Genomic DNA, 24,657 nt, shown 5'->3' with positions numbered 1-24,657 from the left:
TATCACCTTTCGGCGTTCCGCGATGCTATTATCAAGACTTTTTAGGAGGATATCCTGTGAAAGTAAGATTAGCTGATTATAATGAAAACTGGATTAGACTGTTTCAAGATGAAGCCGAATTTTTAAAAACAATATTTGGTGATGAAATAATACGCTTTGAACATTTCGGCAGTACATCCGTTCCAGGCTTAAAAGCTAAACCTGTTATCGACATGATGTGTATTGTAAGAGACATTGAAAAAGTCGATTTATTTAACGACAAGATGAACTCACTCGGATATGATGTTGCAGGAGAATGGGGCATTGCAGGAAGAAGATTACTAAACGACATCTTATATTTAGAGATTACTTAAGATGCCATCCTGAAGAAATAGCCCGGCTAAAAAAGGATTTGTAAGGGATATAGAACAGCTTGCACTTGCATGGTTTAACGAGTCTCATCAAAAGAACTAAACTAGCCACACTGTTGGTGATGAGGCCGCTGAAGGAGTTTCCATTAAGAACATACGAGAAAAAACGAGCCTCTAGAATCACTTGTAGGGCTCGTTTCGTGGGAATTATATCTAGTAAACTAGCTCACAATCATGATGTTGCCATACATCAAATATATTACCATCCAAATCTTCAAGCACAAAAAACTTCCCGTATTCCCCCTCATCACTAATATCTCCTACCTTAACTTCTTCTGATTTCAAATAGTCATGTAAAGATACAATATCATTAGTGAAAAATGTAATGATCCATCTTTTCTTCTGTTTTATTTCAAAGACCGCTCGTGAATCATTATCACTTTGAATTAAATCTAAAATCGGTCTGTTATCTCTAAATAAGCTTAAATAATCTTCTCTTTGATGTCTAATATTAAATCCAAAATGCTTGACAAACCATGCCGCCGATTTCTCCAGATCCTTAACAGGAATCACATTGTAGGCTATACCTAATATTTTTCCAACTTCCATATCATCATTTCCTCCTCTATGCTTACTCCAAAAGAGATTTAATTCTCCATAGTTTACCATGAAAAATTTACCACACAAACTTTTTCAGTTCCTCAAAATTGTTCAAATTGAATTACATCGTCAAATCACGAAATAAATATTTATCTTTACAAAAAATAGGATATGGTTTATTTTAACATTAAGTGATTATTGAACATTGATCAATCATACATAATATTTAAATTTCACTTTATTCAAAAATGGAGGCTAAGATGGCAGATACGATGAAGAATACCTTACTAAAGAACATTAATTTTGCTTACAACGAGGCTTTAGAATTCATTCTTTTCATGGGGATGATTGCTAATGAAGAGCAGATACGGACGTGGGCAGCGGATTATAAAATTGAACTGGATCCCCTTGCCTTATCCTATCATGAAGAAGCACGGTCACTTTTGTCGCCTCATGCACACCGGGAACTCCTGTTTTTCTTTCAATTTAACTTTTTTCATAAAGCACTGGACTTTGCTTTCTTTGAGTCCATCTGTACCTGGGCAGAACCACTAACGGCTGAAGCATGGATCACTCGTTTGGAGGAAAGCCCAGCCAAGAAGGTAGTTGCAGAGATGGTATATGGCGTATATTACGATAAATTAGAAGAACTACTCGATGGAAACGATTGGGAGGTCGTTAAAAAGGATTTTCGCTTAATGACAGAGCTTCTAACTAGAACAAAACCACATCATGAGGTTATTGAGGCTCATGGACCATTGTTCGAATGCCTCAATCATCCGGAGGATACGAAGCAACGTTATATGCAGCTCTTCAAACAGTTCTATCGAGATGTGTTTTCACTTTTGAAAGAGCCACTAAGAAAGGCATCTGAAGAAGCTTCCCGGCGGTATGAAGAAATGTTCCTAGATAATCCTGAACGATTTATTCGTGAGGTTAACAAAAATGAACCTGCCTTATATGACGTCCCTACTAATTTTCACGTTAGCTTCATAACTCAATTTGGAAACCATTGTCTCTTTTTTAACACATCAGAATCTGAACGTGTGGTAACAGTAATCTTCGGAGTACATAATGATCTTATATTCGGCCCTGCCGCCGATCGGGAGAAAACGGAATTATTCTTAAAGGCATTCTCGGATAAAAGACGTTTAGACTTCTTGTTACTATTACGCAATCGCCCTCACTATGGGCAAGAAATTGCAACAGCACTTGGCATCACACCCGCAGCGGTATCTTATCATGCCAACTTCTTATTCTTCTTAGACCTCATCGAGATCAAAAGAGAAGATCATCGGTTATATTACCATCTTCAAGTAGATAAATTGCGAGAACTGCTGGCTATCACTACCAAGGTCATGCTAGATGAGGAACCAGGGAGGATTTAATTTGAATAAATCGATGAATGCTCAAGCGGAGCCAACAAAGAAATCACGAGCCATTTCGAATACATTTATGCGTTTACTGAAACTTGGAAAACCCTATTTTGGCTGGTATCTCATATTGTGTATCTTGGCAGCAATCGTTTCTCTTGCAGCAGTTGGGATCGCTGAATCATTACGGCGGATAATCAATGCTGCTACGAATAAAGACTTGTCCAGTTTGATTTCCGGAGCAATTATTGCAATAGTAATCATTACTGTGGAGGCTTCGGCTAATTTTCTAAAAACTTACTTATCAGGTGTACTTGAGTTCAAATCCACCTCCAAGCTTCAGGTATCTGTTCTGTCCAGATTATTAAATGTTCAAATGAAAGATTTAGACCGTTATCATTCTGGCGATCTCATCAGTCGTATTAATGATTCTGCGACTGCTGCCCAACAAGGCATCAATCAGAAGACGATTGATCTCTTCAGTAATCTGATGCAAATTACATTTCTTCTGACCTATCTGCTCTCTCTCCAATATGCCTTAACCTTGGGGATGCTATTGATCTGCTCATTGGTTCCGCTTGTGATGCTTCCCTTTTCTTCTCGCCTACGTTCCATGCATGAGCAAAGACAGCACATTGAAACTACTCAACAAATGTTTATACAGGATACGGTACAGGGTGCTGAGGTTGTTCGTACCTTCTCCCTTGCGCCCAAGCTTCAGCAGCAATTCACAGGGCGGGTTATGAAATATTTGAAAATACATTTACCGGTCTCACGCTTAGAAGCTGTAGCTTATAATATGCCTCTTGCCGTTATTCTTGGTGGTTTGCTCTATGTTCTCTCCTATGGTGGATATCTCGTTATTCATGGTCGTTTGGATGTGGGCGCTGTGGCAGCCTTTCTTGTATGCTTCGAGCAAATTGCGAATCCAGTATCGAAGCTTGCGAATCTATGGACCGAATTACAAGGCTCTTTGGCGCAAGGTAAGCGGTTATTCGAGGTCCTTGATTTACAAGAAGAAGGTGTACGCCGTGATTCCAATGGTAAAGATCTTCATTTCGGAACATCGACCAACACCAATCAGGCGGTTAGCGGATTATATCCAATTTCTTTTAACAACGTCGGTTTTGGTTATGGTAATGATCAAGTATTAACAGGCGTCAATCTAACGATTCAACCTGGTAAGGTAACCGCACTTGCCGGCCCTAGCGGTAGCGGAAAAAGTACCCTTCTTCAATTAATACTGTCCTCATATGAGCCTAATGAGGGTACAATTCACTCCGGTAATCTGCTGTTAAACAGCATTCCACATCGATCATGGCGTAGGAATTTGGCTTATGTATCTCAGGAATCCTATCTATTCTCCGGAACACTCTATGAGAATATTGCGTGGGGAAGACCTGATGCTACTGCTGAAGACATTATTGCAGCGGCACAAAGCGCAGGTATCCATGAGTTCATTATGACAACCCCTCATCAATATGAGACTTTTATCGGTGAACGGGGGCTTACATTATCTGGAGGCGAAAGACAGCGACTATCCATTGCCAGGGCGTTTGTCCGAAAGCCTAAGCTTCTGCTTCTTGATGAGCCCACTGCAGCGCTCGACAGCCACAATGAAGAAATCATCGGGCAAGCACTACAAGAACTCATGCATGATCGAACTACCGTTGTTGTTGCCCACAGACTCTCTACCATCAGAAATGCAGATCATATTTATTACATGGAAGCAGGCTCTATTGTCGAAGAGGGGACCCATCTGGAACTAATGGATTTGAAAGGAAAGTATTATAACATGGTAGAGACAACATTGAACAACGATGACAACACTACAGCGGTCATGGAGGAAGTACAATGAATATAACTGAATCCAAGGAGCTTAAACTAGGATATGTGCTGCGTCGATTAATGTCTTATGCTAGGCCTTATCGTATTGGCTTTATTGTTGCTTTACTCCTCCTCTCCGCCAGGTTAGTAATGGATGTAGGAATTGCGGCTGTACAGCAGGTGTTTATTGATACGATCAACAGCTCCAATATGGATGCGCTTACGCGAATAACCGTTATTTGTGCTATTGTCTGTGTGATCATCATTTTCTGTCTCATGCTACAGCATTACTTCCGCTTTGTCATACAGAGCCGGATGGCCTGGGATATCCGTGGTAAGCTATTTGGCAAGAGCAACCGACTACCTTTTCAGCAAGTACAATCCATGCATTCCGGTGATTTGACTTCACGTAATAATCAGGATGCAGGAATAGCCATTGGTATGATTAATAGCATCGTATATGATTTAGGATATAACCTTCTTTTATGTTTTATTTCCTTTCTATACTTGGCCAAAACAGATGTCTGGCTCGCACTGCTTGCTCTCGGATCAGGCCCCCTTGTATTTCTTTCTGGTCGCTTCTTTGATCGCAGGCTACGTAAATTATCTACTGAAATATATGCTAAAGAGGCAGAATTGCGTGGGATTCTACAAGAAACACTGCAAGGCATGGCAGTCGTCAGAGCTTTCTCACTAGAAGAAATTCTCTTAGACAAATATGCGTTAGAACGTGAGAAGCTACGAAGAATGCAGCTGAGAAGATCCCTTCTTAATGGACTCCTATGGCAATCTTCTGCTTTTATCAACAATATCATTATGATAACATGTGCGGCTTTAATAGCTTTATCTGCTTTAAAAGGTGGGACGACTGCAGGTGGAGTACTCGCCTTTATTATTCTGATGGGCAGGGTTCAATGGCCATTTGTCCATATGTCCCAAACATGGGGCAGCGTACAGGAAGCTTTAGGTGCATCAGACCGCGTATTCGCTATACTAGATTCCCCTGATGAAGGAAACGATCACTCTTCACCAGAACCGGGCGTATTACCTGTAATTTCTGATGAAGTGGCTGCACTACAAATACAGAATGTCCATTATAGCTATTCATCTAACATGAGTAATGAATCCCCGCTTTTTACTGGTGTTAATATCCACATCCAGCACGGTGAAACCGTCGCTGTTGTAGGACCAAGCGGGTCGGGGAAAACGACACTCGTTCGATTATGCTGTGGACTGTATGAGCCAAATGCAGGTAGCATCTCTGTTTATGGAAGATCTATTCCCGATCAGCTTGAAGAAGCCCGGGCAATGATCACCTATGTCCCACAATCCCCTTATTTGTTCTCAGGGACGATACGGGATAACATTGCTTACAGTTCTAGTACAGCAACGGATGAAGATATAGAGCACGCCGCCCGTCTCGCAGGTGCAGAGGAATTTATATCGAAGCTGCCTAACGGTTATGACACTTTGCTAGGTGAACATGGATCGACTTTATCCGGAGGACAAAGACAACGTATAGCCATAGCCAGAGCTTTCCTTCGTGATGCTCCACTCCTTCTTCTGGATGAAGCTACCTCCGCTCTCGATAACGAGTCCGAGCGAATGGTTCAGGAATCACTTGATCTGTTAATGAAGGATCGAACAACACTAGTGATTGCGCACAGACTCTCAACCGTGCGAGAAGCGTCTAGAATTATCGTCTTAGATCAAGGTACTATTGTTGAGGAAGGCACACATGATTCTTTATTAGAAAAAAATGGGCTTTACGCACAGTTATATAACATTCAATTTCAAGCTTCAGAACAAGAAGGCACTCATGCAGATGAATTAACAGCCACATATCCCGTTTAGAATCACAACAAATTAGATTTGTTACAAAAAGAAGGGGCTGTCCCATAAGAAGATATATCTTTGGGATCAGCCTCCTTTGTTGTGTTTCACTTCATGAGCCCATGGCCACATGGCTGGCTTCCTTCTTAATCAGCCGTTGCTAACGCAATGCAGATATCACTCAGAAACCAAACTTTCCGCCATCTTTATAAGCTCCGTCTTACTCATTAGCCCCTCTTTATTCACCATTATCGTGTATACAATGCCTTGCTTGCTGTCATACCAGGTGATTGTTTCGCCAAGGGTAGGCTGCTTGAGATACATCGCCTCCACTTGCTTTAGCTGTATGATCTCGGACGTAGCATCCGGTGATTTGGTCAGACTTATTCCCTGGCCATAACTGGCCATGATTCCCACAGCGGTATCGTTCTTCCCATCTGTTAAATGGAGGACTGACGAATAAGCTTTGGCCCCCTGCAATTTTTCGATAAATAATTTATCTGTGTTCTTGGAAGCATTCGCCCGATCGATTAGCTTTTGTTTTAACGGTTCGCGCTCCTTACCAAGAGGTACCTCAAGAAATACTTTTCCGTAAGAGAAGCTTAACCCTTGGGGAATATATCCGGGCTGCTGAAGTCTCGGTGCCGAAGTCCGTGCCTGCTCAGCCAAGAAATCTTTATAGGATCGATAATCTATGGGAAGCTGTTCGAATTTAAGTTCATTTACCGTGTCATAGCCGTTCAGCTTGTTGATATAATCATCCTTGATGTAATAAGCCGCCACTTCGCCGGGTTGTAAAATACTTAATACTTGTTTATGGTATATCTCCAATTCATTGCTCAGCTTATTAGGCAACGAAGGCAATGGATCGGTCGTTTTAACGACAACTTCCCCTTTACTATTAAAGATTTGCAGATGTCCAGAGGCCGCATACGCGGTAAATGAGAGCAGAAAAACACAGCTTACAGCAATGGATAGAATCGTTTTTCTTTTAACAGGCCGGGATCTTGTAGCATTGGTATGCCCCATCTTCGCAATTTCCTGACTGATGCTGGACGTGAGGTCTATCTCTCGAAAATGATCGTCGGACACGGAATACCTTCTTAACTCTTCGTCTGAATCCATGAATGCTCCCATTGACCTTCCTCCTGACATGAATAGATATTTTCTTTCACCTTATTGCGAACCCGGGTTATTTTTTTTCGAACGGCTTCCGGGCTTTTGCCTGCAATTTCCCCAATCTCTGTATAACTCTTCTCATGAAAAACATACAGAATTAGCAAGCTTCTTTCCTCCGCAGAAAGTTTGGTCAGTGCTTTAGAAAGTGGCTCATTGAAAACCCCTCTTAAATACTCCTGTTCGGCGCTCTCTGCAACAAAATGCCCTTTCCATAGTCGGCTGAGCTTATCGTACAATTGACGTTTACGAATCAAATTCAGACAATGATGGTAAGCAATCTTGTACAGCCAGGCACTGAAGCTGACGGCTTGCGCATAGCTATAAATTGACTTATAGGCTTTCAGAAAAATATCCTGAACCGCATCCTCAGCATCCTGCTCATCACCCAGCAGCCGACAACAGTAGATAAATAACTGCCGCTGATAAGCCTCTACAATAGGGATAAACGCTTCCACGTTCCCCTCCTGCACCTGTTGAATATAATCTTCGATCCCTGTAGTGTCGATTGTGGAGTCCCCCTCTCTTATATGAATACCTATATAACACCGCAGGCCACTAGAAACGGACACTCTTATCTAATTTTTGTATCCAGACAGCTAAAAAAGCCCGCAAACCGCGGGCATTATGTGATGATCTTCAAAAATACACGTTAAATTTCACAGAAAATATCCTCTGCTGAATATAACCGATCTATCATAATCAATATACACATTCTTGATATCGGGTTTACGTAAAACATCAACCACATAATAATAAAGCGGAAGGATGACCATTTGGTCGATCAAAACTTTCTCTGCATTAGCTAGAAGCTGCATGCGTTTGCGAATATCAAAGGTCTGCTGCGCTTGTTTGATATAGTTATCATACTGAGGGCTGTTCCAGCCTGAATAATTTAAATCACTCCAAGAGGTGAAATACTCCAAAAAGGTCTCTGGATCATTGAAGCTTGCACTCCAACCTGCTCTGGCTATGCTATAGTTCCCCTTCCACCGTTTATCGATCATTTCTACAAAACTCTTCACTTCAATGCTTGCGTTAATGCCAAGGTTCTTCTTCCAGTTCCCAATAATTGCTTGTGCTACAGACTTATGCATATCACCTTCGTTAATAAGAATGGAGAAGCTTGGAAGTACCTTCAGTCCCTCTTCCTTCAGACCTTCCTTTAGCAACTGCCCGGCTTGGGCCAGATTCTCTTTGAAGTATGCAGTATCGGGAATTTCTGAGCGAAATTCCGTTTTAGTCCCCCGAATACCTGGAGCAACAAAACCATATGCGGGCGTGCCATAAGGCAGTGCTTCCCGGTCAATGGCCATCGCCAACGCTTTACGTATCTTTAGATTTTTGAACGGCGCTTTGTTAAGATTGAATTGGTAGAAATACGTGCTACCGTATGGCATTTTGATCAGATCACGGGAAGTCTTGTTGTCCAAACCTTCGTAATCTATATTCTCTTCTCCGCCCACCCAATCTACATCGTTCATAAGATAAGCTGATGTCACAGCGTTGATCCTATCCAGACTGATTCTTGGAACCACTACACGAACCTCAGAGAAAGAAGTCTCTTGCGCCAAGTAGTAGTCGGGATTTTTGACCAAAACGGCCTCATTGTCATCCCACGATTTAAGCTTGAATGGACCATTAGTGACCATGGTTTTGTCCGTATTGCCCCAATTCTTATTTCCCTTGACCGTGTCTGCATGAACCGGCAGAAAGATCGAATGTGCAAGAAGCTGGAGGAAAGAAGGTGTTTTTTGCGTCAACTTTACCTGCAGCGTATTATTATTTAATGCTTTAATGCCGATTTTCGCAGGATCTTTCAGCTGTCCGCTGTTGTAATCCTCCGCGCCAGCAATCACGAAGAAGTTGGGCGCATACAGATTATCAGCACTCGGCGCAAGAACCCGTTTCCACGCATACTCGAAGTCCGACGCCTTCACTGGCTGCTGGTTGCTCCACTTGGCAGCAGATCGAAGGGTGAAGGTATACGTTCTGCCATCATCCGAAAGCGTCCATTTTTCAGCCATGCCCGGAACAGCTTGTCCCGCGTTATTCAGACGAACCAAGCCCTCAAATAACCCTTTTACGATCGTATTAGAACTGCCCGGCTCTGCTAATGCTGGATCGAGCGATTGTGGCAGATGTTCAACCCCAATCCGAAATACCTGTTGAGTCTTTGCAGCAGAGGCCACAGGTTCCTTACCCACACCCAGACTCATCAGCAAACTAATACACAAACACACATACAACCATTTTTTCATCGACCATTCCCCTTTAGTATCTTAACAATGCCAAACTTCCTTCACCCAGAAACACTTCAATTATTATAAACGAGATTCTTTATCCTTTTTGTCGAATTATGGGATAAAATATGGCTCCTGCTCCAATAAAGTTATTGACTTGTTATTAGTAATGTTTACTATTAATATAATAATTCATTTACTTTACAATAAGGAGTGTTCATATAGATGACCAAGCCCATTTTTCCAGCCAAAAAAGAACGACATGTCTTGTTCGGTTCTGTCCCTCCCGTTCCCGGCAGTAAACCGACTCTTAAAGAACAGATGACAGACCTGCAGAATCACAGCGAAGATTATTTGTTTGCGATTGAAGAGGTGGGCATTACAAGAGTCTCGCATCCCATCACCATCCATTCAACGATGGCGCCGCGTGTTCAGACGACCATTGCCAGGATAGAATTGACTACCAACCTGGGGCAAAACAGCAAGGGGATCAATATGAGCCGCTTGACGGAAACTTTGGAATCCTATCGGCAGAGGGGGTTATCTACGGATCTTGCACATTTATGTGAATTGACAAAAGAACTGGCGGTAGTCATGAATCAGAGTAGCTCGAAGCTGGTGATGGAGTTCCCGTGGTTCTATGAGCGCTCGGCACCTGCCTCTAGTCTAATCGGATTAAGCCATTCCGAGCTTTATATTGAAATAAAGTATGATGAGTCTGCGGATCAGAAGTTTGAAATTACGGTGGGTATTACTACCGCTGTCACTACACTTTGCCCGTGCTCCAAAGAAATTAGTGAATATAGTGCGCACAATCAGCGGGGAATGGTGACGATCAAGGTCAGTGTTGACCCGCTGCTTGTGAACGCTAGCTGGAATGTACTACTGCTGGAGGCTGCTGAGTCGAATGCCAGTGCTGCACTTCACCCCGTACTGAAACGAACGGATGAGAAAATGGTGACCGAGCGGGCTTATGAGAACCCCCGTTTTGTCGAGGATCTTGCCAGGCTGGTTGCAGCTGATCTCTACGAATATGATTTTGTGGAAAGATTCACCGTGGAATGCCGTAATGAGGAATCTATTCATCAGCATGATGCGATCGCCCGAATCACCTTTGATAAAAGGCAAAAAGGCTGAGGTCCGTAACGGACCCCAGCTCTCTTTCTCCCCTAAGCCATCTCATCTAGACGCACGAATTGCAGGTTCCGGGTCTTTAGCTCTCCCAGTACCTCCTCCAACGCTTGCATCATATAGTACGGCGCATTCGGGTCTGCCCCCATGGTCTCTCCACTGTCATGCAGCAGAATAACGGAACCATCGGTAATACGGCCTAACAGTGTGGACTGTAAGCGGGTGCGACAGACCCTGCTGCTCCAATCGCCGCCTTTTAGCGACCAGAGAACAATACGGTAATGTCTGAAATGGAAAAAATCAAACAGGTTGATTAAGCCCCAAGGTGGGCGGTAATGGTCCGGCCGAATTCCAACAATCGATTCTATGATATCAGCAGAACGTTCCAGATGCTCACGCCGAACCGTACCGGGCAGCATCAACCAGTTGGTCTTATGATTATAATTATGAATGCCGATCTGATGGCCTTCGCGGTTTATCCTGCGTATAAGCTCTGGATACTGCTCTGCCTGCTCTCCAAGCACAAAAAAGGTTGCTTTGACTTGGTACAGTTCCAATAAATCTAATAATTCCGGGGTATATTTCGGGTGCGGGCCATCATCAAAAGTAAAAGCTACCTGCTTTTGAGCTCTTCCCTTGCGAAAAACACCAAGACCGGTCAATCGACTGATCATGCTGGGAATAAACATGTAACATGAGGTTGCACACAATATTCCACCTGCCAGGTATTCGAGCATGATTCTCCTCCATATGAAAAATAATGATGGTAAATTAAATATATGCGTTTAATGTCAGGGGAGAATAGCTCGTTTCCCTTTTTTACGAATATTCGTCTTAACCGCTGATTTGTTGTAACGGAGCGAACCGTTTCTTCATTGAAGCACGGGTGTGAATCAAATGCATGGGTACCAGTTTCTCAGTCCGCCGGTTGACCCTGTCCCTGCCATCGGGGTGAAGAGAGGACAGTAGTAAACGCAGATAAATCGTTGTAAACCAGCGGAAAAAGCCTGGCTTCATGGGTCTCTGTTCGAATCCCAAGCCGTGAATCAATCCACGATGCAGCAGCGTAATTCCAAGCAACCCCTTAACCTCCTGGAACTCATCCCTAGTCTCGAACGCTTCTTGAATCTGCTGCATTGATCGGCGAAGCATTCGTGCACTTTGCAAGGCAGCGCGGCCACTTCCTTCAGATTGATGGAGCTTAACAACCATTTCATTATCGAGATGAATCTCCCCTACCCAATCCCCATAATGAATCACAGTGGAATCCTCGCAAACAATAGACTTCCCCCTGTGTTTTTTTAGCAGCACCTTGCAAATGCCAAATTGGGACGTATGTGAACTGCGAAGATGGGACAGTAGCGCAAATCCTTTTTCCCACAGCAGCCAGAGAGATTGCAATACCGTTTTACGTGCCTTGATACTCAATAAGTTCACTCCCTTTAAATTTAGGAATATCTCCTTTTGCATCTCATTGTACATATCCATTCTTTCAACTTACTTACATAAATCTTAAGATTAACTTAAACGAAAAGAGGCCTCTACTTAATGGACGTTACAAAAGGGCGTACCCCTGCCGATAAATGAAAAATAACGAATAACGAAAAAAAGCCCGCGACGATCGCGGACTTCAAATTCGGCTCACTACATTTCTGATTGGCTATTTTTTTCCCGAATAGGCTTTGCTGCATGTGAGAATAATCCCGCTATGCTTACAGCAATTAGTACTACAATCAAGGCCCGAAGTAATCCAACTGATTCGCCGATGATTCCAAGCACCGGTGGGCCAACAAGAAAAGCGAGGTAGCCAGCAGTGGATACTGCCCCTACTCTTGCAGCGACTCCGCGAGGATCATCGCCAGCCGCAGACAATCCTACCGGGAATCCGAAGGCCGCACCAAGTCCCCAAAGTATAATTCCAATCATCGCGACCTCATAACTTAGGCTTAATATAACAATAAGTAATCCTGTAATTGCAAAAATTGCAGACGCTCGCAGAACGGTCACTCTACCAAAACGATCAAGCAAGAAGCCACCTGCAATACGCCCTATCGTCATTGCACCTACAAACATTCCAAAAGCGAATGAGCCCATAGCAGGCGTCACATCATAACCGTCTACCATGATCAGTGGCAACCAATCATTTGCTGCGCCCTCTGCGAAGGCCATGCCAAGGACGATGGTACCAATCAGAACAGTACGTGGTTCTTTCCACACCGCCATGCGCTCCTTCGCACTCATTGACGGTACATTTGAATCACCGGTTTCTTTTCCGGTTCCTGCGGGTACGAGACGGCAGAAGAATAGTGTAGAACAAATAATAATGACTACAACAATCACCATGTGGAGTGGTAGCGGAAGGTTTAAATGGATTGTGGCAGATCCAAACATAGCCCCAAGCAGTGTACCTACGCTAAATGCAGCATGAAAACCAGTTAAAAGCGACTTCTGAGCAGCTCTCTCTACTGCAGTCCCCTCCACATTCATCGCGACATCGCATATTCCGTTTCCAAAACCAAAAACAGCTAGTCCCGCAAATACGAGAAATTCGTTCGACAGCCATGATCCACCCAGACCAACGATAACGAGTCCAGCTGAACTAATGATCAGGCCCATCATCATGACAAAACGTCCGCCTTTATGTGCAATCAAATGACTGGCACTCAGGAGCCCGATGATCGAGCCTGTGGCCAGCCCGAAAATGATCCACCCCATTTGTTCCGTAGAGGCACCAAGTGTATCCCGTATCATCGGAGTACGAGATACCCATGACGCAAAAGCAAACCCGGGTAGTGCAAAAATAAAATATATAGCGATCCGCCACAATTGGACTTGGCGATGATTTAAGGTATGATTCATTTATTATCCTCTCCTATTCGAACAGATCATCAATAGATTGAACGGGTGTCACTTCTATCGGTTCATTGGATAACCTTAGGCATAAATAAGTCCCTGTCCATATTGTCATGCATAAGATCATGTATGATAACATGTTAATTCCTCGCTTTCATTGACTGATCAGCCACTTACTAAACTAACTTTATAAATACACTTTATTTATAATGCAGTACGAATTTATTGTCAAGATTAATTCTTGCAATACTGTTCCAAGCAGTTTCATGAACTTGCGCGCTCTAACTGCACTTGACTTTAGAATCATTCTTACGGCATAGTGAATTAAAATCTTCATTAAGAAATAATGGAGGCTCCAGATGAATCAGCCGAGTAAGAACCTTATCAAAGAAATTAACCTGAATCACGTAAGAAGAGTAATGAAGCAAGTACACTCAGCAACAAAACCTCAATTATCAGCGTTAACGAAGTTAAGTGTCGTGACCATTAATTCGCTTGTCAAAGATCTTGTAAAGGATGGAGAGTTATTAGAGGATGAGCTAGTTTCATCCAGCGGAGGAAGACCGGCTCTAAATTATCGGTATAATTTCAACTTCCATTTGGCACTAGTCCTCTATATGAAGGAAGATCAGGGGCAGCACACCTTTGTTGCGACAGTAATCAATTTGCAAGGAGATGTATTAGCACGAGAAGACTATGTCATGGCTTTCTTTGAAAAAGAACGTTTCCTGGCAATTATTAATCAATTTCTAGTGCAGCATCCTTCTGTTAATGTCATCGGGCTTGGTATTCCTGGCCAATCTGTTCGTGGTGAAATTACGGTAAGCAGTCATGAACGGCTGAATGGAATTCGGATCATTGATGATTTGCAGCAAGCGTTTGGCCTACCTGTCGTGCTTGAAAATGACGTCAACGCCGCTGTGGTCGGATATTGTGTAGAGAGAGAGGCTGAAGAAGAACAATCTGTAGTCAGCATCTATTTTCCAGACAAGGCCCCTCCCGGTATGGGCATCTATCTGGATGGTAGAATTGTCAAAGGAAAAGATGGCATGGCTGGTGAAATTAAATTCCTCCCGCAAAATATAGATTGGGGAAGCTCTCTGGACTTTCAGGTGTTTGCCGAGGCGGTTAGCCAGACGATTCATATTACCAATGCGATTCTCGCTCCGCATAAAATTATCATTTATCAGCAACAGATGAACCCAGCAGATTGGGCGCAATACTGGAAGGAGTACAGGGCCAAGCACTATATGCCTGTTGAACCTGAAGTTGTATTGGAAACAACGTTCCAAGAAGATTTTGAAATAGGGATGAAATGGCTAACGCTTAAGGAACTGGAACCGAGTATGACAATAGCTAATGAATAGCTGAGCGAACAATTAAGGGAAGGACATGTTGTCCTTCCCTTTGTTAGTATATAAATCGTTACTTTACCAGAAGCCCCCATCCGAATGAATGATTTGCCCCGTAATCCATCCCGCATCTTCACTTGCCAAAAAAACGATTAGCTTCGCAGCATCCTTAGGTTCACCGATCCGACCCATCGGAAATTTAGGCAGTAAGTATTCCTTCAATCCGCTGTCCATCCATCCGCTATCTGTAGGTCCAGGGTCTACCGCATTAACTGTAATTTGCAGCGGGGCTAATTCAAGCGCAACGGATTTGGTAAACGTAGAAATCGCCCCCTTGGTCGCAACATAGGCTAAATTCCCGGGCTCTGGTGACTTGTCTTGGCCTGACACCATATTAATAATACGTCCACCATGTTGTCCTTCTATCCGGCGGGCAAACTCAACCATCAAGAGACATGTTCCTCTGACATTCACGCTATAGTGAGCATCCAGAATTGCTGCATCGATGGAACGGAAATCTACATCCACAGAATAGGTTGCGTTGTTCACTAGAATAGACGGAGAACCCAGTTGCTTCTGGACTTCATCCAATAATATCTGTGGTGCATCCGGCTGCGACAGGTCTAGCGCCATGGACTCACACCGTACTCCCAAGCTGACAATTTCCTCTCTCAGTTGCTGCGGCCAGTCTAAATCATCATTCATATAATAGCTCATTCCGCGATCATACACGGACCAATGCGTGAAAAAGATATCAGCACCTGCTCTAGCTAACTCTAGACATATTGCAGTACCGATCCCTTGTGCCCTGCTAGCTCCAGTAACAATCGCAATCTTATTCATTAATGATCTCATTCGATAGCATCTCCTTGCGGAAACGCCGAATAATGTACTACTTGGAGATGTAATTTGCCAATAAAAAACGAATACCCTAATGCAGGCATTCGCTTGGCGTATTTATAGCACATGAACCCAGCGATTCCTATAATGGTTAAATTGAAAATAGACAAAATTGACCCCTCCATTAATGAAGACATCAGCCCATCTATTCCATTACGTAGCCATTAAAGGATATCTCCCATACCAGTCCATGCTCCTTTCGTAACATCTCCTGTTGGCATCGTATCATATGTATACAGTATAGTAAATCATTTCCTATTGATCGCTGGCGGCACGGATAATGTAGAAAGGGAACAGTTAGTTTATAAAAAAACAAGGTGCTCCGGAGAGCACCCTGCCTTTGGACTTTAACCATTAATTGTTGATGGTCAGGTTAAAGCCGTTTTGAATAAAGTTGGTATTCGGGTTGGCAATGTTGCTGGTCTTCAGGTTATTGAAGGTGGCCGAACCATTGCCTGTGTAGGTATAGATCGCTGCCCCTTTATGCGAGGAGGTAAAGCGTGAAGTCTCAATACCATCCAGACCTGTGCCGTTAATGTTGATGTTGTTAAATACGATATTCTGGAACCCGCCGCCGTACCCGAATTGAATGGCACTGCGCTGAGTGTTGATGATATCGATATTCGTGAACGTTACATTACGAATGGAATCACTAGATGCTTCGAGGTCGATCGCTCCACGTTCACCATTGTACAGATCCTTACTCGTACCGCTGTTGATAATAGTAGTGTCTGAAAAAGTGATTCCGGTGTTGTTTTGGAAGTGGTAACCAGGGAACACCGTATTCATACGGATACCGGAACCGCCTACTGTATCAACGATCAGATTGTTAGTGGCTTTGTGACCGCTGCCTCCGAAGAAAGCGATACCCGCAGCACGCCAGTTGTGCTCGATAGTGTTGAAGGAGAAGGTGTTGTTCACACCTTGAGGCGCACCATTGACACTGCTTGGCCATACCGCCAGACCGTCGTCACCATTGTTGCGGATGCTGCTGTTACGCACAGTGGAATTACTGGTACCTTGGGAGAAGTTAACGCCGTCTGCAAGGTTGTTGCGAATACGGCTGTTCTCAATTACCAGGCCGTCGGCGATCATAGCTGGTGTATGAGCATAATCGCCCACCCAGATACCACATTCAAAGTGCTCTACCCAAACATTGCTAACTCTGGAGTTCTTGCCGAAATTGTCCATGAACGCTTTGTAGATCGCCTGTTCACCATAACGTGAACGAAGATTGGAGTTCATGTAGACATTGCTGAAATCAAGTTTGCCTTGAACACGGAAGGAAATCCCGCCACCTGCAACATTCGGGTTCGTGAACTGGATATTTGTATGCCAGATGCCCGCACCCATGATCGTAATATTGTTAATCATGTTGGTCTCTGTGCCGATTTTCCACATTCTGCTCAAATGGAAGGTGCCTTCTGGAATGTAGAGCGTTTTGCCTGTAGATACTGCCGATTGAACGGCTGCTTCGAAGGCAGCAATATCATCTTGGCCGTCATTGGCTACGGCGCCGAAATCCGTTACAGATACGGAATTCGCCGGACGGGCAATGGCTGCCGGAACAGGCTCAATTTCAAGGAAGTCTACACCGTATTCCAGGTTGTCGCCATTGTTCTTCTGAATGCGGATGGTATCTCCGGATTTAAGCGGAGTATCCAGCTTCCAGTGTACTTCATCAAAGCGGAACAACGGACGTCCGTCTGCTGGCGTGTCACCAGGATGATCGCTATTGAAGTACTGCCAGTTGTAGTAAGAGGTCAATGGAATGGTCTTAGCTTTGGTTCCGTTCACGTAGACATCCAGTGCTCCGTTAAGACCCATACCGTTTGCAGAGTCTGGCATCGTGAAACGCATGGTTACACCTGCGCCACCTTCACCTGGTCTTATAGTCCATTGTACGCTGGAACCGTTGGAAGGAAGGGCAATATAGCGTTGGCCAGAAGCCTCCGAAGCTGTCTGTGACTGATCGAAATTCGGTGCGGATTTTAGTGTTGCCCCGCCGCCACGAGTTGCGTCTTCAGTATTATAGCGGGTGTACGGCATGCTTGCTCCACGATTGGAGTTAACTGGTGGCGTTGGAACCGGAGTGGCTGTAGGTGCTGGTGTAGGTGCCGGCGTTGGTGTAGGAGTCGCACCGCCTGCACCATAAATTTCGAATTCAGATATTTGTCCTGCAGGCCATTCCGTGTTAGCTGTTATGTTCAGGCGAACATAGCGGGTGCTTACAGCCGCGAAATTAATGGTAACAGAATTGCCAGCAACGTTAGGATTGAACGTATAGTTGGCAGAACCCACAATATTATTGAACGTCGAACCATTCGTGCTTCCCTGTACAGTCAATGTCTGTGTCCGTGTTCCCCAGGACGCTGGCAGTTTCAACACGATTTGATCAATGTTCGTATTCGTACCAAGATCTACTTGAATCCATTGTGGAAAAGCATTGTTGTTGCTCTCCCAGTAAGTTCCTTGATTACTGTCATTCACATTGCCTGGTCCGTAATTTTGAGTGTAACTGCTAGCGCTTACATTTTTCCCTGACGCCAGATTCGGTCCACCGGCGGCAGACATTGGAGCAGGAGATTCAACTGTCAGAAATAAGTTTGTGATTAGCATAGTCAATACCAGAGACCACGCGATATATTTTTTACGCATTCTATTCCTCCTAAGGTAGATGTGAGTACGATAAAGCATAGTATCATAGAACGAATGATTGATAGCGGTTACAATTTGTTTAATAAAATGCTCTTTTCCTTCTTTACCCGCCTCTCTGTCTACGAATCGTAATTACTATCTATCCTCCTTTCTATGACATACACCCAATTATAGATGAATCATAGCCAAAGAAATAAGTGGTAATTCTACGATTTATGTATGCATCTTCATGATAATAGAGGTAATAAATTGTATTTTTTATTTATTTTTCCTGAATTTATATTTCTAATTCCAGACTTTCTTTTGGAATAACCCAATGAAAAAAAGCAAGGTACTCCGAAGAGCACCCTGCTTTTGATTTTAACCATTAGTTGTTGATGATCAGGTTGAAGCCGTTTTGAATGAAGTTAATATTCGGGTTAGCGATATTACTGGTCTTCAGGTTATTAAAGGTTGCCGAACCGTTACCGGTGTAGGTATAAATCGCTGCTCCTTTATGCGGTGTAGTGAAGCGCGATGTCTCAATACCATCCAGACCTGTTCCGTTAATGTTGATGTTGTTAAACACGATGTTCTGGAAGCCGCCGCCATATCCAAACTGAATGGCACTGCGCTGTGTTCTTTGAATATCAATGTTGGTAAACGTTACGTTCTTGATAGGATCATTAGAGGCCTCAAGATCGATGGCTCCACGTTCACCATTGTACAGATCTTTACTTGTACCACTGTTGATAATCGTCGTATCAGAGAACAGAATGCCTGTGTTGTTCTGGAAATGGTAACCAGGAAACACGGTGTTCATGCGGAATGCGGAACCGCCAACGGTGTCAACAATCACGTTATTGGTTGCCTTATGTCCGCTACCGCCAAAGAATGCAATAGCTGCTGCACGCCAGTTATTCTCAATCGTATTGAAGGAGAACGTGTTATTCACACCGGCAGGTGCCCCATTCACATTGCTGGTCCATACCGCCAGACCGTCGTCACCATTATTACGGATGCTGCTGTTACGAACGGTAGAGTTGCTGGTACCTTGAGCAAAGTTCACACCATCAGCAAGATTGTTGCGAATCCGGCTGTTCTCAATGACCAGACCATCAGCGATGATGGCTGGTGTGTGAGCATAGTCCCCTACCCAGAAGCCGCATTCAAAGTGCTCTACCCAAACGTTGTTGAATTTGGAGTTCTTACCGAAATTGTCCATGAACGCTTTATAGATGGCCTGTTCGCCATAACGTGAACGCAGGTTGGAATTCATGTAGATATTGCTGAAATCAAGCTTGCCCTGAACACGGAAGGAAATACCGCCACCGGAAACGTTCGGGTTAGTAAACTGGATATTCGTATGCCAGATGCCTGCACCCAGAATTGTAATATCGTTAATTTTATTGGCAGGCGTACCAATCTTCCACATACTGCTCAAATGGAAAGTACCTTCTGGAATGTATAATGTCTTGCCAGTTGAAACTGCGGACTGCACAGCCGCTTCGAACGCTGCAAGATCATCCTTGCCATCATTCGGTACCGCACCGAAATCTGTTACAGAGACGGAGTTGGCCGGACGGGCAATCGCTGCTGGAACGGGCTCGATTTCCAGGAAATCCACGCCATATTCCAGACTGTCCCCATTGCCCTTCTGAATCCGAATCGTGTCTCCCGCTTTCAGCGGTGTATCCAGTTTCCAGTGTACTTCGTCGAAGCGGAACAATGGACGGCCCGCAGCAGGCGTATCTCCTGGGTGATCACCCGAGAAATATTGCCAGCTATAATAGGATGTCAATGGAACCGTCTTCGCTTTGGTTCCGTTCACATACACGTCCAGCGAGCCATTAAGCCCCATACCATCCGCAGAGTCCGGCATGGTGAAGCGCATAGTTACCCCTGCACCGCCTTCTCCTTGTCTAACAGTCCATTGTGCATAGGAACCATTGGATGGAAGAGCAATATAACTCTGCCCGGAAGCTTCAGAGGCGGTCAGCGACTGATCGAAGGTCGGAGCAGTCTGCAATGTGGCCCCGCCGCCACGGGTAGCATCCTCCGTATCATATCGGGTATACGGCATGCTTGCACCACGCGCCGAGTACACTGTCAAGTCAGTAGTGCTAACGTTGTTGCCTTGTTTGACAGGTGCTTCATTGCCGTCCGCAGCAACCGTAGTAGTTACCGAGTATGTGCCAACAGCTGCCGTCCAGGAACCGACACTAATATTGGCTGATGCACCCGGCGCCAATGTACCATTGTAAGAACCGGTCAAGGTCTGAAGCGTTGCACCAGAAGCATTTTTAAGTACTACGGTAACTCCATGTGCACCACCTGTTGTTGCAATGTTGCCTTGATTCTTGAGATTAACAGTGAAGGCAACCTGATTATTAACCGTCGGATTATTAGGTGTCCAGGAAGTGGTACCTACCAGATCAGAGCTACTGATCGGTGCAATAACGAGCGGAGAAGTATTGGTGTAGCTATTGTTGTTTTTGTTTTCTTCAAAAATAATATTGTTCTCATCTACCTTGGCGCTGAGTGTATAGCTTCCAGCTGCTTTCTTACCGGCATTGATCGATACAGTCGCCGTTGCTCCAACTGCAAGCGCAGATACTGGTGCAGAGCCAGCCAGTTGATTGTTCAGGTAGAAATTAACTGTCGTTGCCGGAGCAGCGGCAGAGCCGATGTTCTTGACCGTAGCATTCAGGGTCACATCATTGTCCTCCACCGGAGAAGCCGGGGACCAGGACATGCCACTGATCGTCAGATCAGGATTCGGTGCTGGTGTTCCGAATACTTGGAATTCTGCTACTTGCCCGGCAGGCGCACCGGAGTTGGCTGTAAAGTTCAATTGCAGACGTTTAACCGTTGCCGTAATCGGAATCGTTACTGTGTTGCCGGTAGCCGGGTTAAATGTATAGGATTGAGCAGCAACCAAATTACTAAAGGTTGTTGTGTCTTGGTTATGACCGAGCACTTGAATGGTCTGTGTGCGTGTGCTCCATACCGAAGCCGGGTTCAGCTTCAGAACGATGGAAGTAATGTTATGATTTGCACCCAGTTCCAGTGTAAGACTGCTTGGATTGCTGCCGCCTTCCCAATAGGTATTGGTGTCATTATCAATGGCGTTGGCAGCTACGAAGGACTGCGTGTTGGAAGAAGCTGTGATCGGCTTGCCAATGGCGATATTGCTACCGGTTGGAGGCGTAGAGGTTGGTGTTGCCGTCGGTGTTACCGTAGGAATCGGCGACGGAGTTGCCGTTGGCGTTGGAGTTGCCGTTGGCGTTGGAGTCGTTGTCGCAGTAGGTGTTGCTGTAGGGGCAACCGTCGGTGTGGCTGTTGGCGACGGTGTGACCGTTGGAGTGACTGTTGGTGTCGCGGTAGGAACAGCGGTTGGCGATGCAGTTGGCACCGGAGTTGGCGTTGCTGTTGCGGTCGGCGACGGTGTCGGTGTCGGTGTCGGACCACTGGCACCATAAACTTCGAATTCGGACAATTGGGCCGCTGGCCAGCCGGTGTTAGCCGTCACATTCAAACGAACATAACGCGTGTTGGTCGCAGCAAAATTGATGGTAACGGAATTGCCAGCAGTGGATGGATTGAATTCATAAGTCGCAGACCCGACAATATCTGTGAACGTTGAACCATTCGTGCTGCCTTGGACGGCAAGTGTCTGTGTTCTTGTACCCCAGGTAGTCGGCAGCTTTAACACGATTTGGTCAATACTGGTGTTGGAACCGAGATCCAGTTGAATCCATTGGGGGAACGCGTTGTTCGTGCTTTCCCAGTAAGTCCCTTGATTACTGTCATTCACATTGTTCGGACTGTAAGTTTGAGTATATCCGCTTGCAGAAACATTCTTGCCCAGTGCCAGGTTTGGTCCACCGGCTGCTGATACAGGTGCGGGAGATCCAATGGTCAGGAATAAATTTGAAATCAGCATCGTCAACACGAGTGACCACGCTACATACTTGTTGCGCATTATATTCCTCCTCAAGTAATGTGTGGATACGTTAAAAGCTTTAATTCCCATAAATGGACGAGTTGTTAGCGGTTACAAAAAAACGCATCCATTCATTAAAGCGCTTACCCTTTCTTGTCCGACCCGATCTTCTTTGGACTATCTGGTATAGCAGGCGATCCTCCCTTCTATGACATTCACACTCATTATAGAGGCATCACTGGCCAGCAATAAGTAGCAATCCTACGGTAAATATAGGCATTTTCATGATAATGGAGTCAAATAATCCATAAGTAGGAATTTCAATCCATGCCCTGTTTCCCATATGTGATGCTTCCGCCCTACTTCCAAGGTGTTCCAAATAATACTTAGGTTCACAGCAAAAACAGGTCAGAGTTCTTTTCCTCCAGCCTGTTCTTTGTTCTGATATTACAATCTTTTAACTGGGCGTTTTACCACCCAAGCTTGTCATTTCTTCTGTATCTTATCCCATGGAGTTCACTCCATGTCGTGGGATCCCCTTTTTAAAACTAAATCAGTGACCTTAGCATAGCTTGCAAAGGATTAATTTATCTCTGTACCCTTACTGCGAGAGACTCCGGGCAAAAATGGCAGCAAGGAAATTACACCCGCCAGGGCGAGGATAAGACCTACCCAGAGCGGTGCGACCAGGCCATAGCCAGCACTGATCGCCAGCCCCCCAACCGACGATCCTACCACTACACCAAAAGTGACGATCGCGGTATGTATGGTGTTAACCATAAGACCACTTCCTCCCGCTCGTATAACTCTTGTTACCATAGGCGGGTTCATAGGAACCCCAGCCAGTCCGATGACGATAACAGCCGGAATGACTACAGCAGGCTCATGTACACCTATAGCAAAAATCAGGAGCGCTACCGACAGAAGAACCAGACCTATGGTCAGCAGTGACATCATATATCGATCAGCCAGCCTACCCGTAATTAAATTCCCAACTACAGTCGCAGCTCCATAAACGACAAAGAGCAGTGGAACCGATGCAGCAGAAAAGCCTGTCAACTCAGTGAAAATAGGCGCGAAATAGCTGAACGCTGCAAATGTCGCTCCTATAATTAGAAAACTGGTGAGATATGCTGCCCAAAGACTACGATTGCGAAAAGACTTCATCTCATGACGCAGACTGGTAGGTTCGGGCTTTGGCAATACCGGAACCATGCGCAGCGCGGTAATTCCTGACAACAGGACAATTACAGCGACAGCCCAAAAACTGAAGCGCCAGCCATAAGCATCTGCGGCCCATGTCGCAGCAGGTGTACCGAGAACAGTGGCAATCATAAGGCCGCCGAAGATAATCGACACCGCACGTCCACGCCGATTCTCCTCCACCAGCGAAGCGGAGATAGAGATCGACACACCAAATGCAGCCGAGGAAGCAATGCCAGTTATGATACGTGAGACCATCATCAGCTCATAGCTCCCGGCCATTGCGCCAAGCAGTTGACCGACAAAAAAGACGGCTATTAGGGTTATAAACGCTTTTTTCCTCGCTGTGTTCAGCAAAGCTGCGGTGAGCAATGGGCCACCCACAACCATCCCTGCGGAAAAGGCGGTAATAAGATATCCCACCGCTGATACGGTTACTCCGAATTCTACAGCAAGTGTATTCATCATTCCCGCTACCATAAATTCTGAGGTGGTCATACAAAAGATAGCCAAACTAAGCACATAGATGGCAAATGGCAATTTAATCTCCTCTTTTCATAATATATTGTAAAATCTAAGTATTGTAATGATCGGTACAATTCTAGCGCAAAAAAAAGCGCCGGATATCCGGCTAATAAATGGCTGCCAATGTGCCTTCGACAATGGTGTTGGCCAAAACACGATTCTGTGCAGAACTGTTAAGTACGCGCAGTCCGTAATAGCTGCTAAGAAACACGCTTCCCAGTTCCTTCGCATCTCTCCCTGATGTGATCTCGCCGGTCGCAATGCCCTGCTCCATTAACAAATAAAATGCCTCTTCCAGGTAAGCGATATGCCGCGTTGCCACCTGTTCCACCATGGGGTCGCTCCCTGCCCGTTCCATCGCAGCGTTGATCAAAAAACACCCTCTTCGCTCCGATTCAGAAAAGTCCTCCTCAATGGCCCACTCCAACAGCCCACGGAGCCTGTCTTTCAATGACACTGGACGCTTTAAAATCTCACCCTGCTCCCGTATACCCTGCTCATGATACCGCTGAAGTGCCTGTGAGTATAATTCATGTTTGCTGCCAAACGCATTATACAAGCTGCCTTTGCCAAGGCCTGTCTGTTTGCACAAATCCTCAGTGGAGCACCCTTCGTATCCGTGTATCCAAAAGGCTTCCATGGCAGCATCAATTACAGCCGTGTCTTTAAACTCTCGCGGTCTCCCGCCTTTGGTCATGGTAATCTGCC

18 protein-coding genes are annotated in these 24,657 nt (G+C 45.0%); 6 read left to right on the top strand and 12 right to left on the bottom strand.

Going from position 1 to position 24,657, the window contains the following annotated elements; translation table 11 throughout:
- Positions 1-56: 56 nt before the first annotated feature.
- Positions 57-353, top strand: a complete 297-nt coding sequence (locus tag ACFORK_RS08930; protein WP_379197819.1) for a GrpB family protein — start codon at positions 57-59, stop codon at positions 351-353.
- Positions 354-563: 210 nt separating this feature from the next.
- On the opposite strand, the gene ACFORK_RS08925 is transcribed toward ACFORK_RS08930, so the two are convergent.
- A complete protein-coding gene (locus tag ACFORK_RS08925; RefSeq protein ID WP_379197817.1) occupies positions 564-959 on the bottom strand; it encodes a VOC family protein in 396 nt (131 codons plus the stop codon).
- A gap of 251 nt (positions 960-1,210) precedes the next feature.
- Here ACFORK_RS08925 and ACFORK_RS08920 point away from each other — a divergent pair, with 251 nt between their 5' ends.
- Genes ACFORK_RS08920 through ACFORK_RS08910 form a run of 3 tightly spaced genes read left to right on the top strand, consistent with a single transcriptional unit; the run spans position 1,211 to position 6,004 of the window.
- Positions 1,211-2,338 (top strand): helix-turn-helix domain-containing protein, encoded by a 1,128-nt coding sequence (locus ACFORK_RS08920; protein WP_175372685.1) that lies wholly within the window; start codon positions 1,211-1,213, stop codon positions 2,336-2,338.
- Positions 2,316-4,181 (top strand): ABC transporter ATP-binding protein, encoded by a 1,866-nt coding sequence (locus ACFORK_RS08915; RefSeq protein WP_379197815.1) that lies wholly within the window; start codon positions 2,316-2,318, stop codon positions 4,179-4,181. The genes ACFORK_RS08920 and ACFORK_RS08915 overlap by 23 nt, the downstream gene beginning before the upstream one ends.
- Positions 4,178-6,004 (top strand): ABC transporter ATP-binding protein, encoded by a 1,827-nt coding sequence (locus ACFORK_RS08910; RefSeq protein ID WP_379197812.1) that lies wholly within the window; start codon positions 4,178-4,180, stop codon positions 6,002-6,004. The genes ACFORK_RS08915 and ACFORK_RS08910 overlap by 4 nt, the downstream gene beginning before the upstream one ends.
- 156 nt (positions 6,005-6,160) lie before the next feature.
- On the opposite strand, the gene ACFORK_RS08905 is transcribed toward ACFORK_RS08910, so the two are convergent.
- From ACFORK_RS08905 to ACFORK_RS08895, 3 genes are all read right to left on the bottom strand, one after another.
- Positions 6,161-7,120: a DUF4367 domain-containing protein gene (locus tag ACFORK_RS08905; protein ID WP_379197810.1), complete on the bottom strand. Its 960-nt coding sequence runs from the start codon at positions 7,118-7,120 to the stop codon at positions 6,161-6,163.
- Positions 7,087-7,731: an RNA polymerase sigma factor gene (locus ACFORK_RS08900; RefSeq protein WP_379197808.1), complete on the bottom strand. Its 645-nt coding sequence runs from the start codon at positions 7,729-7,731 to the stop codon at positions 7,087-7,089. Before ACFORK_RS08900 ends, ACFORK_RS08905 begins: the two co-directional genes overlap by 34 nt.
- 87 nt (positions 7,732-7,818) lie before the next feature.
- Complete coding sequence (locus ACFORK_RS08895) at positions 7,819-9,420, bottom strand: peptide ABC transporter substrate-binding protein (protein WP_379197806.1); 1,602 nt, start codon at positions 9,418-9,420, stop codon at positions 7,819-7,821.
- Between the two features lie 207 nt (positions 9,421-9,627).
- Between ACFORK_RS08895 and folE2 the strand changes: the two genes are divergently transcribed.
- Positions 9,628-10,539 (top strand): GTP cyclohydrolase FolE2, encoded by a 912-nt coding sequence (gene folE2 / locus ACFORK_RS08890; protein WP_379197804.1) that lies wholly within the window; start codon positions 9,628-9,630, stop codon positions 10,537-10,539.
- Between the two features lie 32 nt (positions 10,540-10,571).
- On the opposite strand, the gene ACFORK_RS08885 is transcribed toward folE2, so the two are convergent.
- The 3 genes from ACFORK_RS08885 to ACFORK_RS08875 form a co-directional block, all read right to left on the bottom strand.
- Positions 10,572-11,222 (bottom strand): polysaccharide deacetylase family protein, encoded by a 651-nt coding sequence (locus ACFORK_RS08885; RefSeq protein ID WP_379197802.1) that lies wholly within the window; start codon positions 11,220-11,222, stop codon positions 10,572-10,574.
- A 145-nt stretch (positions 11,223-11,367) separates the two neighbouring features.
- Positions 11,368-11,970, bottom strand: coding sequence for a YkoP family protein (locus ACFORK_RS08880; RefSeq protein WP_379197800.1), 603 nt, complete (start codon positions 11,968-11,970; stop codon positions 11,368-11,370).
- A 207-nt stretch (positions 11,971-12,177) separates the two neighbouring features.
- Positions 12,178-13,392 carry an MFS transporter gene (locus ACFORK_RS08875; RefSeq protein ID WP_379197798.1) on the bottom strand — a complete coding sequence of 405 codons (1,215 nt, stop codon included), beginning with the start codon at positions 13,390-13,392 and terminating at the stop codon, positions 12,178-12,180.
- Between the two features lie 353 nt (positions 13,393-13,745).
- Between ACFORK_RS08875 and ACFORK_RS08870 the strand changes: the two genes are divergently transcribed.
- Entirely contained in the window at positions 13,746-14,753 is a 1,008-nt protein-coding gene (locus ACFORK_RS08870; protein ID WP_379197796.1) for an ROK family protein, read from the top strand.
- Between the two features lie 63 nt (positions 14,754-14,816).
- Here the strand turns inward: ACFORK_RS08870 and ACFORK_RS08865 are convergent, their stop codons facing one another.
- The 5 genes from ACFORK_RS08865 to ACFORK_RS08845 form a co-directional block, all read right to left on the bottom strand.
- Positions 14,817-15,593 (bottom strand): SDR family oxidoreductase, encoded by a 777-nt coding sequence (locus tag ACFORK_RS08865; RefSeq protein WP_379197794.1) that lies wholly within the window; start codon positions 15,591-15,593, stop codon positions 14,817-14,819.
- A gap of 399 nt (positions 15,594-15,992) precedes the next feature.
- Entirely contained in the window at positions 15,993-18,296 is a 2,304-nt protein-coding gene (locus ACFORK_RS08860; RefSeq protein WP_483874846.1) for a discoidin domain-containing protein, read from the bottom strand.
- A 367-nt stretch (positions 18,297-18,663) separates the two neighbouring features.
- Positions 18,664-22,260: a discoidin domain-containing protein gene (locus tag ACFORK_RS08855; RefSeq protein ID WP_379197792.1), complete on the bottom strand. Its 3,597-nt coding sequence runs from the start codon at positions 22,258-22,260 to the stop codon at positions 18,664-18,666.
- Between the two features lie 543 nt (positions 22,261-22,803).
- A complete protein-coding gene (locus tag ACFORK_RS08850; RefSeq protein WP_379197790.1) occupies positions 22,804-23,964 on the bottom strand; it encodes an MFS transporter in 1,161 nt (386 codons plus the stop codon).
- Positions 23,965-24,055: 91 nt separating this feature from the next.
- Positions 24,056-24,646, bottom strand: coding sequence for a TetR/AcrR family transcriptional regulator (locus tag ACFORK_RS08845; protein ID WP_379197788.1), 591 nt, complete (start codon positions 24,644-24,646; stop codon positions 24,056-24,058).
- Between the last annotated feature and the right edge of the window lie 11 nt (positions 24,647-24,657).

Source organism: Paenibacillus sp. GCM10012306, assembly GCF_042649265.1.
Classification (GTDB): Bacteria; Bacillota; Bacilli; order Paenibacillales; family Paenibacillaceae; genus Paenibacillus_AQ.
The sequence above is the reverse complement of the archived record's forward strand: the minus strand, read 5'-3'. Positions and strand labels throughout refer to the sequence as shown.